Origin of the sequence: Paraburkholderia sp. GAS38, from assembly GCF_050434965.1 — a bacterium.
GTDB classification, from domain to species: domain Bacteria; phylum Pseudomonadota; class Gammaproteobacteria; order Burkholderiales; family Burkholderiaceae; genus Paraburkholderia; species Paraburkholderia phenazinium_A.
The window spans coordinates 263,406-278,269 of record NZ_JBNDJO010000009.1; the positions used below are offsets into that span (position 1 = coordinate 263,406).

The 14,864-nt window shown below is 62.5% G+C and carries 13 protein-coding genes; 6 read left to right on the plus strand and 7 right to left on the minus strand.

The annotated features are described in order from the left end of the window. Positions 1 to 83 precede the first annotated feature (83 nt). Entirely contained in the window at positions 84 to 278 is a 195-nt protein-coding gene (locus P3T42_RS22075) for a hypothetical protein (RefSeq protein ID WP_429307242.1), read from the plus strand. Positions 279 to 296: 18 nt separating this feature from the next. Here the strand turns inward: P3T42_RS22075 and pdxY are convergent, their stop codons facing one another. The 3 genes from pdxY to glgC all read right to left on the minus strand — a co-directional run bounded on the left by pdxY (position 297) and on the right by glgC (position 4,167). Further along, complete coding sequence (pdxY, locus tag P3T42_RS22080; RefSeq protein WP_074297999.1) at positions 297 to 1,160, minus strand: pyridoxal kinase PdxY; 864 nt, start codon at positions 1,158 to 1,160, stop codon at positions 297 to 299. Positions 1,161 to 1,382: 222 nt separating this feature from the next. Further along, positions 1,383 to 2,843 carry a glycogen synthase GlgA gene (gene glgA / locus P3T42_RS22085; RefSeq protein ID WP_429307243.1) on the minus strand — a complete coding sequence of 487 codons (1,461 nt, stop codon included), beginning with the start codon at positions 2,841 to 2,843 and terminating at the stop codon, positions 1,383 to 1,385. A gap of 52 nt (positions 2,844 to 2,895) precedes the next feature. After that, positions 2,896 to 4,167, minus strand: coding sequence for a glucose-1-phosphate adenylyltransferase (gene glgC / locus P3T42_RS22090; protein WP_074298003.1), 1,272 nt, complete (start codon positions 4,165 to 4,167; stop codon positions 2,896 to 2,898). A gap of 521 nt (positions 4,168 to 4,688) precedes the next feature. Here glgC and P3T42_RS22095 point away from each other — a divergent pair. Beyond that, positions 4,689 to 5,768, plus strand: a complete 1,080-nt coding sequence (locus P3T42_RS22095) for an alpha/beta fold hydrolase (RefSeq protein ID WP_429307244.1) — start codon at positions 4,689 to 4,691, stop codon at positions 5,766 to 5,768. A 190-nt stretch (positions 5,769 to 5,958) separates the two neighbouring features. On the opposite strand, the gene P3T42_RS22100 is transcribed toward P3T42_RS22095, so the two are convergent. The 4 genes from P3T42_RS22100 to P3T42_RS22115 form a co-directional block, all read right to left on the minus strand. Further along, the gene (locus P3T42_RS22100; RefSeq protein ID WP_429307245.1) at positions 5,959 to 6,531 is read right to left on the minus strand and encodes a hypothetical protein; all 573 of its coding nucleotides are present in this window, start codon (positions 6,529 to 6,531) and stop codon (positions 5,959 to 5,961) included. A gap of 13 nt (positions 6,532 to 6,544) precedes the next feature. After that, positions 6,545 to 7,246 (minus strand): hypothetical protein, encoded by a 702-nt coding sequence (locus P3T42_RS22105; protein ID WP_429307246.1) that lies wholly within the window; start codon positions 7,244 to 7,246, stop codon positions 6,545 to 6,547. Positions 7,247 to 7,299: 53 nt separating this feature from the next. Further along, positions 7,300 to 7,749, minus strand: coding sequence for a hypothetical protein (locus tag P3T42_RS22110; protein ID WP_429307247.1), 450 nt, complete (start codon positions 7,747 to 7,749; stop codon positions 7,300 to 7,302). Between the two features lie 224 nt (positions 7,750 to 7,973). After that, positions 7,974 to 8,969 carry an LLM class flavin-dependent oxidoreductase gene (locus P3T42_RS22115; RefSeq protein WP_429307248.1) on the minus strand — a complete coding sequence of 332 codons (996 nt, stop codon included), beginning with the start codon at positions 8,967 to 8,969 and terminating at the stop codon, positions 7,974 to 7,976. Positions 8,970 to 9,758: 789 nt separating this feature from the next. Here P3T42_RS22115 and hpnI point away from each other — a divergent pair. From hpnI to P3T42_RS22135, 4 genes are all read left to right on the plus strand, one after another. Then, a complete protein-coding gene (gene hpnI, locus P3T42_RS22120; RefSeq protein WP_074298013.1) occupies positions 9,759 to 10,973 on the plus strand; it encodes a bacteriohopanetetrol glucosamine biosynthesis glycosyltransferase HpnI in 1,215 nt (404 codons plus the stop codon). A gap of 106 nt (positions 10,974 to 11,079) precedes the next feature. After that, the gene (hpnJ, locus tag P3T42_RS22125) at positions 11,080 to 12,501 is read left to right on the plus strand and encodes a hopanoid biosynthesis associated radical SAM protein HpnJ (protein ID WP_429307249.1); all 1,422 of its coding nucleotides are present in this window, start codon (positions 11,080 to 11,082) and stop codon (positions 12,499 to 12,501) included. Beyond that, positions 12,501 to 13,364: a hopanoid biosynthesis-associated protein HpnK gene (gene hpnK, locus P3T42_RS22130; RefSeq protein ID WP_429307250.1), complete on the plus strand. Its 864-nt coding sequence runs from the start codon at positions 12,501 to 12,503 to the stop codon at positions 13,362 to 13,364. Before hpnJ ends, hpnK begins: the two co-directional genes overlap by 1 nt. Further along, positions 13,361 to 14,419, plus strand: coding sequence for a lysylphosphatidylglycerol synthase domain-containing protein (locus tag P3T42_RS22135; RefSeq protein ID WP_429307251.1), 1,059 nt, complete (start codon positions 13,361 to 13,363; stop codon positions 14,417 to 14,419). The genes hpnK and P3T42_RS22135 overlap by 4 nt, the downstream gene beginning before the upstream one ends. Positions 14,420 to 14,864: the final 445 nt, after the last annotated feature.

The following is a 14,864-nucleotide window of genomic DNA, read 5'->3' on the forward strand; positions in this document are numbered from 1 at the left end:
CGCGCGCGGATCGTTAAACTGCCGCCGGCTGTTCCGCTTCGGCTACGGACAGCATATTGGTCTGACTAATGGAGAGAAACACGATGAAGGGAGTCTGGTTTTCGCTGGTTGCGCTCGTCTTGAGCGCGGCGGGCGTGGTGAGCGTGGCGCCGTCGATCGCGCAGGCCGCGGGGTTGACGCAGGCCCAGGTGCTGGCGGAGATCGCCGGCCATCCTGCGCTGGGTGTGCAGCAGGCGCAGCCGCTGCAACCCGTCGGCTGGGCAAAGACGGCTCTGTAAAAGCGCGTCGCGCCGGCGCTAGATCGAATCGATCGTCCACGCGTCGAACCACTCGCGCGGCTGTGCAATTTCATCCTGCGCGGCGACCAGTTCCAGCTCGTAGCGGCCGGCCTGCCACGTCGCCTTGACCACGCCGTTCACAGCGGCGAGCGTATGTTCGAAGGCGTGGCGGATCGGGTCCCCGAGCAGCCGGCGGGCGACGAACACCGCGCTCGTCAGATCGCCGACGCCGACCGGCTGCCGGGCGAACGGGTAGAGCGGGCGTTGGCCCATCCACGCTTCGGTCGGCGTGACCACCAGCATGTTGAAGTGGTCGGCGGGGCTGTTGCGGTCGAGCAGATGCTTGACCAGCACGATCCTCGGTCCGCGGCCGATGATCTCGCGGCAGGCGGCGACCGCTTCTTCCACGGTTTCGATCTCACGGCCGACCAGCCGCTGCAATTCGCTGTGATTCGGCGCCATGCCGTCGGCCACCTCGGGCATGGTGCGCACGAGAAACTCCTGGATGCCGGGTTCGACCTTGCAGCCGGTGGCCATCCCCATCACCGGATCGCAGAAATACCAGGCGCGCGGATTGGCCGCCTTGACGGCCTTGACGATCTCGATCACCGCCTGCGCCTGGTCGGGCGTGCCGAGGTAGCCCGAGAGCACCGCGTCGCAGCGCGGCAGCACGCCGATGGCGCCGATGCCTTCGACGAGGTCCTGCATCTGCGAAGCGTCGATGGCGCTGCCGGTCCAGTGGCCGTATTGCGTGTGATTGGAGAACTGCACGGTATTGAGCGGCCAGACGTTCACGCCGAGGCGACGCATCGGGAACACGGCGGCGCTGTTGCCCGCGTGCCCGAAGACGACATGTGACTGGATGCTCAGGACGTTTTTCATGATGTCTTCGCCGGCGCTATCCGTTGGTCGCCGTTAAGGGTCGCTTATGGCCACGGGCGATTGAGAACAATCGCCCGTGGCGTACCTGTTTAATCAACAATACATGAGTTTCGCCGGGCCGGCATGATCCGTCCCCGTGGTGTTGCGCCGAGCCATCATTGAACGGTCACGGAGCGGGGCGGCGGCGCGCGGCCTGAGGCCAGCCCGAGCCGCCCGGCTCGCTCAGGCCAGTTCGCGATACAGCGCGAGATAGCGCTCGGCCGAGGCGCCCCAGCCGAAGTCCTGGTGCATCGCGCGCCGTTGGGTGGCTTTCCACTCGGTGTGACGGGCGTACAGCGCGAAAGCGCGGCGGATCGCAGCGCCCAGTGCATCCGGTTCGAAGCGCTCGAACACGAAACCGGTCGTGAGATCGTCGGCCAGATTCTCCAGCGAGGCGTCCACTACGGTATCCGCGAGGCCGCCCACCCGATGCACGAGCGGCAGCGACCCATAAGCGAGGGCGTAAAGCTGCGTGAGACCGCAGGGCTCGAAGCGCGACGGTACCGCCACCACATCGCTGCCGGCGATGATGGCGTGCGCGAGCGTTTCGTCGAAGCCCAGTTCGACCGCCACCGACTCCGGGTGAGCATGCGCCACTCGCTGCAAGCCTTTCTCCAGCGCGGCATCGCCCGTGCCGAATACGACCAGTTGGCCGCCGCGTTTGATGATTTCAGGCAGCACCGCGAGCAGCAGGTCGAGGCCCTTCTGTTCCGTGAGGCGGCTCACGACGCCGAACAGCAAGGCGTCGCTTTTGCTGGCGAGGCCGAAGCGTTTTTGCAGCGCGGTCTTGCAGGCGTGCTTGCCCGACAGTTGCGAGGCGGTGTAGTGCTCGGGGAGCAGGGCGTCGCTGGCCGGGTTCCACACGCTGTAGTCGACGCCATTCAGAATGCCCGACAGGTCGTGCGTGCGGTTGCGCAGGAGGCCGTCGAGGCCGCCGCCCTGGGCAAGCGTCTGGATTTCGCGGGCGTAGGTTGGGCTGACCGTGGTGATGCGGTCGCTGTAGTAGAGGCCCGCTTTCAGAAACGACAACTGTCCGTAGAACTCGATGCCCTGCATATGGAAGTAATCGGCCGGCAGTCCGAGTTGCCCGAACAGATGCGCCGGGAACACGCCCTGGTAGGCGAGGTTATGCACCGTGAATACGCTGTGGGCGAAGGCCTTGCCATGCTGGCGCTCGGCCGCTTTCAGATAGGCAGGGGCGAGGCCGGCGTGCCAGTCGTGCGCATGGACGATCTGCGGCGCCCACGCCGGATCGAGCTGCTGGGCGAGCTGCGCGGCCGTCCAGCCGAGCAGTGCGAAGCGTTGGGCGTTGTCGCCGTACGGCACATGCTCGGCGTCGAGGTAGGGATTGCCGGGGCGGTCGTAGAGGCTGTCGGCGCGGATCACGTAGACCACGAGGTCGCTCGCGGGCAGTGTGCCCTGTTCCAGCGTCACATGCGGTGCGTCGAACCGGCGCCCGATCCGCGCCACCGTGCGCAGGTCGGAGAGGCCGCCGAGGACTGCCGGAAAACCCGGCAGCAGCACCCGGACGTCCGCGCCCCGCTCGATCAGCGCGGGGGGAAGGGCGCCCGCCACGTCGGCAAGACCGCCTGTTTTCAGGAGGGGATACAGCTCGCTTGCGACGTGCAGGGCGCGAATCGTCATGGGCAGTTTTCCGGTGGTGACGGCTATGGGTGTCAGTGTGCAGGCCCCCGCGCTAGTGGTCCGCCTTCTGCCCTCGCAACGCTTCCGGCGTCACGAGCACGACGCCGGTTTCGGTGCGGTAGAAGCGTTCGGCGTCCTGCACGGGATCTTCGCCGATCACCGTGCCGTCCGGAATCGCGCAGCCGCGGTCGATGACGACGCGGCGCAACCGGCAACTGGCGCCGATGGTGACCTGCGGCAACAAGACTGCCTCATTGATGTTACAGAAAGAATTCACCAGCACATTCGACGACAGCACCGAGCGCGAAATCTGCGAGCCCGAGATGACGCAGCCGCCGCATACGATCAGGTTGGTGGCCGAGCCCTGCAGCCCGTTCATGTCGCGCACGAACTTGGCGGGGGGCAACTGCTGCTGTTGCGTCCAGATCGGCCAGTCGGGGGCGTACAGGTCGAGCGTCGGGATCGTCGAGGCGAGATCCAGATTGGCGGCCCAGTAGGCGTCGATGGTGCCGACATCGCGCCAGTACGGCTCGACGTTCGGGTCCGACGACACGCACGACATGCTGAATGGATGGGCGATCGCATGGCCTTGCGTGACCACGCGCGGCAGGATGTCCTTGCCGAAGTCGTGATCGGTGTCGGCCGTGGTGATGTTCTCTTCGAGCAGCGAGTACAGGTAATCCGCGTTGAACACGTAGATGCCCATGCTGGCGAGCGCGATGTCCGGGCGGCCCGGCATCGCCGGCGGGTCGGCGGGTTTTTCGACGAAGCCGGTCACGCGGCGGCTCGCGTCCACGTGCATGACGCCGAACGCCACCGCGTCCATGCGCGGCACCTCGATACAGCCGACCGTGCAGTCCGCGCCGCTTTCGACGTGGTCCGCGATCATGCGCGTGTAGTCCATCTTGTAGATGTGGTCGCCGGCCAGCACCACGACGTATTTCGGCCGGATGGAGCGGATGATGTCGAGGTTCTGGAACACCGCGTCCGCCGTGCCGCGATACCAGTGCGCCCCTTCGACGCGTTGCTGCGCGGGCCACAGGTCGATGAACTCGTTGAACTCGCCGCGCAGGAAACCCCAGCCGCGCTGCACATGGCGGATCAGCGAATGCGCCTTGTATTGCGTGACGACCGCGATGCGGCGGATGCCGGAGTTCAGACAATTGGACAGCGCGAAGTCGATGATCCGGTATTTGCCGCCAAAGTGCACGGCCGGTTTGACGCGCTTGTTGGTCAGCGGGCCGAGCCGTGTGCCGCGTCCGCCCGCAAGGACGATGGCGAGCGTGGTGCGTTGCAGATCGTTGAGGCTTGCCGGAGTTTCCATGCTGTGTCTCCTATGTGGAGCGGAGTTGGCGGTTGGGTGCTAACTCCGGTCCCATGCAACGTGGTTGCTGGTGGTGTGCCCCGGATGCTTATGCTGGTCGTTTTTCTTGTCGATTCTGGTCCAGTTGCTGCCTTCTGTCGCGGTGCCTTGACGATCCTTTGCTATTTTTAGCACTGAATTGGCATCCGCGAATAGTCTGGATTATGTGGAGGCCCATCTTATTGCGAGGTATCGCAACTTTCGGTGTCCTGCGCAAGATCGCAGCCGCCAGGCGGCGCGTCCGTGCGGCACGGCGCATAGCTGGGCAAATGTCGAAGGGCAATATGCGTGCCTGTGGGGCGGGGATGTGCTTTGCGGTTCGCGTTGTCCGAAGCGCCCGGCGCGTGAGGGCAGGCTTGCCTCAGAGCACGAATGCGGCGGTCCACGTAGAATCGGCGGCTCCGCTCCTGGTCGGCGCTGGACGCCTGTCCGCCCGCCTGCCGGGATTGCTTGCAGAAACTGACTCCGCCGGACCCTCGCCTATGAATTTCAGCCGTCATCCCCTGGTTGCCTTGTTGTGCGCTTGCGCGCTGGCCGCGTCTGCCTTGTCCGGTGCGGCGCATGCCGCCGGCAGCGGCCCCGCCGAGGCGAGCGCCGCCGAAGCGGGCAACGACGGTCCGGCTTATGGACCCGAACTGCAAGGTTTCGACTACCCGGCGCCGGTCGAGCAATTCGACTTCACGTCGCAGGGCGTGGCGCTGCACATGGCCTATATGGACATCGAGCCGGCCCACGCGAACGGCCGCACGGCCGTGCTGCTGCACGGCAAGAATTTTTGCGCCGCCACATGGGAGCCCACCATCCAGCGTCTGAGCGAAGCGGGTTATCGGGTGATTGCGCCGGATCAGATCGGTTTTTGCAAATCGAGCAAGCCCGAGCACTATCAGTACAGCTTCCAGCAACTCGCGCGCAACACGCATGCGCTGCTCGAATCGTTGGGCGTGAGCCGCGCCACGATGATCGGGCATTCGACCGGCGGCATGCTGGCGATCCGCTATGCGCTGATGTATCCGCAAGCCACACAGCAACTGGTGCTCGTCAATCCGATCGGCCTCGAGGACTGGAAAGCGAAAGGGGTGCCGTCGCTGTCCGTCGATCAATGGTATGAGCGAGAGCTGAAGACGAGCGCCGACGGCATCCGCCGCTATGAGCAGGCGACCTACTACGCGGGTCAGTGGCGCGCGGATTACGAGCCGTGGGTGCAGATGCTGGCGGGCATGTACCGCGGGCCGGGCAAGCAGATCGTGGCGTGGAATTCCGCGCTGCTGTACGACATGATTTACACGCAGCCGGTGGTCTATGAACTGGGCGAGCTGCAGATGCCGACGCTGCTGATGATCGGCCAGAAGGACACGACGGCGATCGGCAAGGACGCCGCGCCGCCTGAGGTGCGCGCCACGCTTGGTCACTATCCGGAGTTGGGGCGGCTCGCCGCACGGACGATTCCGCATGCGACGCTGGTGGAGTTCGCGGACATGGGCCACGCGCCGCAGATGCAGGATCCGCAGGCGTTTAACAAGGCGTTGCTGGATGGGCTGGCGGCGGGGCCGGGGAATCGGTGAGCGTTCAAACGGCTTTCTGTGCCGGCACCGTACTGCTACGTGGTTCACCGCCAGGCGGCGAAGACTGCCTCGGGTCTATTTTGCGGTTCTTCGCGGATTTCCGGGCGAGGCCGCTTGCGCACAGGTTGTAGTCGGGCCATGAACAGAAGACGGTCGCCCGTGGGGGCGCGATGCCCTTCAGGTGGCCGTTCTACGATTCCCGTTTGCGCGCCAGAACGATGGACAAGACGACGAGGAACATTGCCACTGCGCTACACAGAAGGACGACGGGCCGATTCCAGCCGCTCACGTACCCAATTAGCGCGGGTCCAAGCAGCATCGCTGCGACAAGTTGGATTAGTTTTTCCCGGATACCTGGCGTGAAGGTTGGCTTGCGGGCAAACCAGAATGTAGCGCCGTATGTATGCGACTCGATCCAGGCTTCTGATGCCCTGTCACGGATGAGCGCCAATGCGCCGAAGCGTAGAGCGATAAATCCCCCGGCGACCAGAAAGGACCAGCCACCTAGTTGAATGAGAAAAGGCTTACCCAAGGGCCACCAGAGCAGGCTCAGTGGCGCAAGCAGGACCAAGGTACCGTAAGCCCATCTGCGCCGTTTCAGGCAATACAGAAGTACTAGCGGATGAATGCAGACTGCCACCAATACGGCCGCTACACCGGGTAAGGGCAGCAACTGCGAACGAATCAGGACAACGGCAATCCCAATTTCGCATGTGGAGGCTATGAGCCACACCAAAAGCGCGAGTTTGATCCGGATAAGCATCGATCGCATTCTTCTATCTGTATTTGACGTTTTTGCAGTAATCCATCCCGCTGACTATATCGCTCCATCCCTGCTCAACACTCAAATATCGGCAGTAGTCTTCCTTATACGCGTCCTCGTTGACAGAGGTCAGACTACCGGGGACCGGTGTGCTATTGACAGAAAGAAACCCACTCGTGCCTTGATCGCTCAGACAGACGAACAAGCCTTTCTGCGTGAGAATCTCGTCGTAGGTAGCCAGTGAGTAGCCGTTGTACGTTGGCATGCTTGCCCAATAAAGCGACGAACTGTCGGTGGATATTGGGTCCATGATGGGCAAAATGGTTTGAATAACATTCCCAAGCCAGATTTTCAGAGAAGGCAGGTAAGGTTGGGCTGCTGACTGCACGTCTGCAGCGAGCGCCAACCCTGCCACCGTTAGCGCCACGCCTTCGCCAAGTTCTGCCCACACCAGCAACTGAATTGTCACAGCGCCTGATGCTGACACCAGCGTTAGCACGTCTCCGGGTTGGACCCGTTTCGCCGGATCTGACCAGTCGGCAACAATCTTCGCCATTGCGGTCGTGGCTACCAATCCGTTTGCCATAACTCTTACGGGTTTCAGCATCGGAACAATGTTAGTCACGATTGCGATGACACCCACAGTATTCTGTACGATTGAAAGTGAATCTGAACCGCTATGAACCGCGTCCATCAGAGTCTGATAGGTGTTCATGTTATTTGATCCTGCTTCCAGCACCTGAACCGCAAATTCTGAGTGAGCCATAGTTATTGCGCTCTCGATTCATTGTCCCAAGGCGAAATACTATTCACCACCGCACTGACCGCAGGCGCTATTGACGCATCCTGTCCGATGACATACCGGTAATAAAGTTGTGTACTGCCTGCGCGCGGAGCATATGGAATTTGCGCGATGAACGACTTTGGCGCAGACAGCGTTATCGGCAAGACGTCAATAATCTGCTGGAATCCCCTGTCGGTAGCGATCTGAAGATTCGCCGATATATCAACACCGGGTTGGTCGAAATTCACAATACGAACCCAGAATACCCATGTCCCGTTTTTGCGCTTCCTCGCAGTCGCGGCATTCGTTAATGCGTAGCCGTGTTGCTGGGTGTTGTTCGCTGGAGGCGTTACTGGCGCCGGCCGCGTGACCGATGAGATCGCGGTTAAAGATGAAAGCGTTCCAGCCTGGATAAAGCGTCGTCGGTTAATCATTCTCCTCCCAGTGGCCCCGTATCCTGATTAGGTAACTACATGGTTTAAATCATGTGGTACCTTAACGTGGCGGAGATTCGAGGAAGAATCGGATAACTCCTAATCTGCTGGGAGATGGGCGATAGCGCCTTCCCGCGGGCAAGGCGCCCGGCCAGCGCGCGAGCCTTCTGCGAGTAGATTGCGCTGGACTTCATCGGCCGGCGCGAACGCCGCCGGCCACCCCATCACTTTCCGCCGACAATCGCCTCGCGCACTTGCGCCGCAATCTCATACGACCGCAGCCGCGCGGTGTGATCGTAGATCAGCGCAGTCAGCATCAACTCGTCGGCGCCGGTTTGCTCGATCACGGAGAGCAGCCCAGCCCGCACGGTCTCCGCATCGCCGACCACCGAGCACGCCAGCGACTGCGCGACGCTGTTCAATTCCATCTCCGCCGCTTCGACGCGGTCCACCGGCGGCTGCAATTGCCCCGGCGTGCCGCGCCGCAGATTGACGAACTGCTGCTGCAACGACGTGAACAGACGCCGTGCCGCTTCGTTGGTATCGGCGGCGAACAGGTTCACGCCGACCATCGCATAAGGCTTCTCGAGCGCCGCCGACGGACGGAACTGCGCGCGGTACAGACGCAGCGCGGTCAGCATATGGTCCGGCGCGAAGTGCGAGGCGAACGCGAACGGCAGGCCGAGCGCGGCCGCCAGTTGCGCGCTGAAGAGCGAGGAGCCGAGCAGCCACAGCGGCACGTGCAACCCGGCGCCCGGCACGGCGCGCACGCGCTGTCCCGGCACCGGATCGGCGAAATAGCGCTGCAGTTCGACCACATCGTCCGGGAACGAATCCGCACTGCCTTGCAGCTCGCGGCGCAAGGCGCGCGCGGTGGTCTGGTCCGTGCCGGGGGCGCGGCCGAGGCCCAGATCGATGCGGCCCGGATAGAGCGAGGCAAGCGTGCCGAACTGCTCGGCGATCACGAGCGGGGCATGATTCGGCAGCATCACGCCGCCCGAGCCGACGCGGATGGTTCGAGTGCCGCCCGCCACATGGCCGATCACCACCGAGGTCGCCGCGCTGGCGATGCCGGTCATGTTGTGATGCTCGGCGAGCCAGTAGCGGTGATATCCCCACTTTTCGGCGTGCTGGGCGAGATCGAGCGTGTTGGCAAACGCCTGCGCCGCGCTCGCGCCCGCGGTGATGGGGGAGAGGTCGAGAACCGAAAAAGGGATCATGGCAAATTCATCCGAAGCCCTGCGCCGCGCAGCTCGCATGGAGCGAAGTGCTCGCACGCCGTAAGGCCGTCGACAGCAAAGGCAAAACCGGATTGTGCCAAAGCGGATTCATTCCCGCTGACGGGCTGCACAAGTCCACACCTGCAGCAGGGTGTTGCCGCAGGCCGCCTGCGCGGAATGCGCAAGCAAGCGGGCCCCGCGATTCAACCGATTGATTAGATCATTAACGCCGGCAACATCATTATTGTCACAAAGCCATGATTATTGTCAGACTAACAACGCAGAGTTATAAAAATGTAAAACATGCAGCCTGGATCAATAGTTCACAGAACAATTGACTGCACGCGGCAAGCAAGTCTGCGCCAGCGCTGCTACAATTTTCGCACCATGAATGCGCGTGCGATTGGCATTCAATTGGCATTCAAAGGCGCGCCACGCTTGCCGCTCCGGTAGCGGTCGTGGTGCCTTAACCGTTTAATTTCAGCACCTTGCGGTAACTGGCAGAAACGCAGTCGGATCAACCTGCTTGCCGCTCATTGCAATGGCACGGTGATCTCTGTCTATTGGCTTTCGATTATCTGTCATATAGCCGCCGCAATATTACGGGAAATTACGGTGAATGTCTTTTGCACGCTTTGCTTAAAGCAGCGGCGTCAATTCGACGCCGATTGTTCTGACGCAAGCAGAAGGAGTTCTGACCGTGCGAGCGAGTGTGTGGGTGCATGTCTTGTCGCGTAGTCCTGCCATTGCCACCGTGAGGCGGGCCACCGGGAGACGGAGTGGCGGCCAATGACGGTGCATTCGCTATCTGTTCTGGAGTGGCTGCTGGTTGGGTTGTGCTGTGCCGCCACGGTGTATGCCGGCGTTGCCGCAGTCGCCATGCCGTTTTTCGGCAAACGGGCCGCCGGGTGTCACCTCGGCTGGACTTCCGTGAGCGTGCTCAAGCCCCTGTGCGGGACCGAGCCGCGTCTGTACGAAAACCTCGTGACGTTCTGCGAGCAGGCGCACCCGCGCTTTCAGTTGCTGTTCGGCGTGTCGTCTCCGGTCGACCCGGCGATTGGCGTAGTGCGGCGTTTGCAGGCCGCGTATCCGCAATGCGACATCGAACTGGTGATCGATTCGCGCGTGCATGGCAGCAACCTGAAGGTCAGCAATCTGATCAATATGGCGCAGCGTGCGCGTCATGACGTGATCGTGCTGGCCGACAGCGACATTGCCGTCGAGCCGGATTATCTCGACACGGTCACCGCGCCGCTCGCCGACGCCGATACGGGCGTCGTCACCTGCCTGTATCGCGCGCAGAGCGTGGGGGGCTTCTGGCCGCGCGTGGGAGCCCTGTTTATCAACGAATGGTTCGCGCCGTCGGTACGTGTCGCGCACGCGGGCGGCTCGCGCCGCTTCGGCTTTGGCGCGACCCTGGCGTTGCGGCGCACGACGCTCGAGAACATCGGCGGCTTCGAGGCGCTCAAGGACTGTCTGGCCGACGACTACTGGCTGGCCGAACACGCGCGCACGCTGGGGCTGAACACGGTGTTGTCGTCGGTGATGGTGGCCACCGACGTGATCGAGCCCACCTTCGTCACACTGTGGCTGCGCGAGATGCGCTGGTTGCGCACGATCCGTTCGGTGAATCCGTCGGGGTTCGCGTCGCTCATCATTACGTTTACCTCGCCCTGGCTGCTGGTCGGCGCGTTGCTGGCGGCCGGACTGAACAACGGGGGCATCGGCTCGGGCGGCGCGGATCCGTTGATGGCGCTGACGTTCTCGGTCAGCACGGCGGCGGGTGTCGTCGCGCGGGTGCTGTTGCATGCGCGCAGCGCCCGCATTTCGCGCACGTTCTGGCGCGATCTGCCGCTGGTGCCGTTGCGCGACACGCTGCTCGCGCTGCAGTGGCTGGGCGCGGTATTCGGCTCGCACGTGGTGTGGCGCGGCGCGCGGATGTCGGTGGTGAACCGGGTCGCGCAACCGCGCACGTCGATTGTGGAGATGTCCGATCGCGGATAGGCTCGTCCGCGGATCGAACAATGGGCGCCCGGTTTTATCCGGCGCGTCGGTGCAGGATCGCAGGATCAATCAATCATCAGAATCAACGAAGCTGGTCGGAGCATTCATGAAAACGCTGTTTTTGCAGGCCCCGTCGTATGACGGTTTCGATGGCGGCGCGGGTTCGCGCTATCAGGCGAAGCGCGAGATCCGCTCGTTCTGGTATCCCACCTGGCTCGCGCAGCCGGCGGCACTCGTGCCGGATAGCCGCGTGCTCGATGCGCCGGCGGATGGTTTGTCCGTTGAGGCTTCGCTCGAGATTGCGCAGCAGTATGAGCTTGTGATCATCCACACCAGCACGCCGTCGTTTCCCACTGACGCGATGTTTGCGCAGGACCTCAAGCAGCGCAGGCCGTCGGTGATGATCGGCATGGTGGGTGCGAAGGTCGCCGTGGATCCGCACAACTCGCTGACCGCGAGCGAGGCGATCGATTTCGTCTGCCGTGAAGAGTTCGATTTCACCTGCCAGGAAGTGGCCGCGGGCAAACCGCTCGCGCAGATCCAGGGCTTGAGCTATCGCGCAGCGGACGGCTCGATCGAACACAACGAGGCGCGCCCGATCCTCGAGAACATGGACGAGCTGCCCTTCGTCGCACCGGTCTACAAGCGCGACCTGAAGATCGAAAACTACTTCATCGGTTACCTGAAGCATCCGTATGTCTCGATCTACACGGGTCGCGGCTGCCGTTCGAAGTGCACGTTCTGCCTGTGGCCGCAGACGGTAGGCGGGCACCGCTACCGCACGCGCTCGGTGGAGAATGTACTGGAAGAAGTGAAGTGGATCCGCGACAACATGCCTGAGGTCAAAGAGATCATGTTCGACGACGACACCTTCACCGACTTCAAGCCGCGCGTCGAAGAAATCGCACACGGTCTCGGCAAGCTGGGCGTGACGTGGTCCTGCAACGCGAAAGCGAACGTGCCGTATTCGACGCTGAAGATCATGAAGGAAAACGGCCTGCGCCTGCTGCTGGTGGGCTACGAGTCGGGCGACGACCAGATCCTGCTGAACATCAAGAAAGGTCTACGCACGGACATCGCCCGACGCTTCAGCGAGGACTGCCGCAAGCTGGACATCAAGATTCACGGCACGTTTATCCTGGGGCTGCCGGGCGAGACGCAGGAGACGATCGAAAAGACGATCGAGTACGCCAAGGAAATCAACCCGCACACGATCCAGGTGTCGCTGGCGGCGCCGTATCCGGGCACGACGCTCTACAACCAGGCGGTGGAGAACGGCTGGTTGCAGGAGAACAAGGTGATCAATCTGGTGAGCAAGGAAGGCGTGCAACTGGCGGCGATCGGCTATCCGCATCTGTCGCGCGAAGAGATCTATCACCACGTCGAGAGCTTCTACAAGCGCTTCTATTTCCGGCCCTCGAAGATCTGGGAGATCGTGCGCGAGATGCTCATGAGCTGGGACATGATGAAGCGGCGTCTGCGCGAAGGCGTGGAGTTCTTCCGCTTCCTGCGCGCTCACGAAGCGTGATGACGCACGAGGCTCGGCTTGCGCAACGTACGTTGATCTTCACGGCAGACGATTTCGGCCTGCACGAACGGGTCAACGAAGCGGTCGAGCGCGCGCATCTGCATGGTGTCCTGACTGCGGCGAGCCTGATGGTGGCGGCGCCTGCCGCACGCGACGCCATAGCGCGTGCGCACCGGCTGCCGGAGTTGCGCGTCGGCCTGCATCTGGTGCTGGCTGACGGCGCGGCGTTCCTGCCGCGCGATGCGATTCCGGCGCTGGTCGACGCCGATGGCCGGTTCGACGACAACATGGTGCGCGACGGCTTTCGCTTTTTCTTTTTGCCGCACGTACGCAAACAGCTGGCGCTGGAGATCCGCGCGCAGTTCGAAGCGTTCGCGAAGACCGGATTGCCGCTCGATCACGTCAACACCCACAAACACTTCCATCTGCATCCGACGGTGCTCGGGCTGATCGTCGAGATTGGCCGCGACTACGGCATGCGGGCGATGCGTCTGCCGTGCGAGTCGCGCGAGCCGCTCTGGTTGAAGCCGTGGATTGGCCTCGTGCGGGACCGGCTCGATCGCGCGGGGATTGCTCACAACGATTACGTGGTGGGCATTGCGAACACCGGGCGGATGACGGAAGGCGTGTTGCTCGAGGCGTTGGCGCATTTGCCGGACGGTGTGGGCGAAATCTATTGCCATCCGGCCGTGGTGGGGGAGGGCGCGTTGACGCAGGGGATGCGCGGCTATCGGCACGCGGACGAACTGGCCGCGCTGTTGTCGCCACGCGTGGAAGCCGCGATCGAAGCGGCCGGCGCCACACGTGGTGGCTTTGCCGACGTATTCGGCCAGGCCCATGACCGTGGGGTGCAGCCGTCATGAAGGGCTTGCAGTGGCTGCAATGGGCGGGTTTGCCGCTGGGTATCGCGCTGCTGATCGGGCTGGTACTGCACGCGGGTGTGGGCGACCTGATGCAGGTGATCGGCCAGGCGGGTTTTGCGTTGCTGTGGCTGGTGCCGTTTCATGCGCTGCCGCTGTTGCTCGATGCGTATGCATGGCACTTGTTGCTCGGTAAGCGCGCGTCTCTCGTGTTTCTCTGGTGGGTCGCGACGGTTCGCGAGGCCGTGAGCCGCCTGTTGCCGGTGGCGGGCATCGGTGGGGAGATCGTCGGGATTCGGCTCGCGCGATGGCGTGTGGCGGATGCGAGTGGCGTGAGCGCGTCGGTGATCGTCGAAGTGATGGTGACGATGGCTGTGCAGTATGCGTTTTCCGCGCTGGGTCTGGTGTTGATCGTCGCGTCGACGCATCAGGCGGATGTGTTGCGTACCGTTGGCGTGGCTTTGCTGCTGTCGTTGCCGTTGCCTGTGATTGCAGTGGTTTTGGTGCGGCGAGGTGGGGTGTTTCATGCGATCGAGCGTTGGGCTGGGCAGTTGTTAGGGCCGTCTGGTTCCGTTCTGCAGGGAATGGATGGGCGCCAGCTCGATGCGGATCTCGATGCGCTCATGTCCCGCGCCGGACTGTTGTTGCGGGCTTTTGTGTGGCAGTTGAGCGGCTATCTGCTTGGAGCGGTTGAGACCTGGTGGGCTTTGGATATGCTCGGGCATCCGGTTTCGTTGGCTGGGGCGTTGGCTATTGAAGGTTTGACGCAAGCGGTGCGGCATGCGGCCTTCTTTGTACCCGCTGGGGTTGGGGTGCAGGATGCGGCGGTTGTGCTGCTCGCGCAGATGTTTGGCGTCGATCGGGAGGTGGGCTTGTCGCTGGCGCTCGTCAAACGCATGCGCGAGATTTTGTTTGGGTGTACTGCGCTTCTCTCCTGGCAAGTAGCGGAGGTTGGGAGGCGGTGGGGATGGTTCGGCGATGTCACCGCCGCTCGCCATCAACCGGCACGACCCGGCCATCCCCATCCTCGAAGCGAAGATGGAGCTTCTCTCCACTAAACGACAGGAGATATTTGCGTTTCCCGCAGATTACCTCGCACGAGGCAGTCCAGCGCGCGGGTCCCGGACGCGGATGACAAAGTGCGCATTTTCTGTTTTCATGTCTCGTCCGCGTTATGCCTTTCGTTTAGAAGAAGAGAAAAAATGCGATTTGCTCAAATGGGTTACGCAGCATGCATCCGCATTTCCACTACGCTCATTGCCGGGTGCGCTCCTCAGTATCTGAAACCTACATCGGAACAGGCGTCGAGCGCTAGTGCCGATTCCGCCTCTCAACCTGTCCAGGCCAATAGTCCGAACTGCCTCCCCTCCCGAAGAATTATGTTCTTGACGACCCGCAATATGCGGGACTTTGTCGTCCACCCGCTATGGTTTGGGGCGTGAGCAAATCCGAGGGATACATGTGTTGTAAGCGGCAGCCTCTTTAATAGAAACCCGGGCAAAT

Excerpts from the sequence above, each read along its gene's own strand:
- P3T42_RS22075 (WP_429307242.1), top strand. The coding sequence starts at position 84 with ATGAAGGGAGTCTGGTTTTCGCTGGTTGCGCTCGTCTTGAGCGCGGCG.
- pdxY (WP_074297999.1), bottom strand. The coding sequence starts at position 1,160 with ATGAAAAACGTCCTGAGCATCCAGTCACATGTCGTCTTCGGGCACGCG.
- glgA (WP_429307243.1), bottom strand. The coding sequence starts at position 2,843 with ATGACGATTCGCGCCCTGCACGTCGCAAGCGAGCTGTATCCCCTCCTG.
- glgC (WP_074298003.1), bottom strand. The coding sequence starts at position 4,167 with ATGGAAACTCCGGCAAGCCTCAACGATCTGCAACGCACCACGCTCGCC.
- P3T42_RS22095 (WP_429307244.1), top strand. The coding sequence starts at position 4,689 with ATGAATTTCAGCCGTCATCCCCTGGTTGCCTTGTTGTGCGCTTGCGCG.
- P3T42_RS22100 (WP_429307245.1), bottom strand. The coding sequence starts at position 6,531 with ATGCTTATCCGGATCAAACTCGCGCTTTTGGTGTGGCTCATAGCCTCC.
- P3T42_RS22105 (WP_429307246.1), bottom strand. The coding sequence starts at position 7,246 with ATGAACACCTATCAGACTCTGATGGACGCGGTTCATAGCGGTTCAGAT.
- P3T42_RS22110 (WP_429307247.1), bottom strand. The coding sequence starts at position 7,749 with ATGATTAACCGACGACGCTTTATCCAGGCTGGAACGCTTTCATCTTTA.
- P3T42_RS22115 (WP_429307248.1), bottom strand. The coding sequence starts at position 8,969 with ATGATCCCTTTTTCGGTTCTCGACCTCTCCCCCATCACCGCGGGCGCG.
- hpnI (WP_074298013.1), top strand. The coding sequence starts at position 9,759 with ATGACGGTGCATTCGCTATCTGTTCTGGAGTGGCTGCTGGTTGGGTTG.
- hpnJ (WP_429307249.1), top strand. The coding sequence starts at position 11,080 with ATGAAAACGCTGTTTTTGCAGGCCCCGTCGTATGACGGTTTCGATGGC.
- hpnK (WP_429307250.1), top strand. The coding sequence starts at position 12,501 with ATGACGCACGAGGCTCGGCTTGCGCAACGTACGTTGATCTTCACGGCA.
- P3T42_RS22135 (WP_429307251.1), top strand. The coding sequence starts at position 13,361 with ATGAAGGGCTTGCAGTGGCTGCAATGGGCGGGTTTGCCGCTGGGTATC.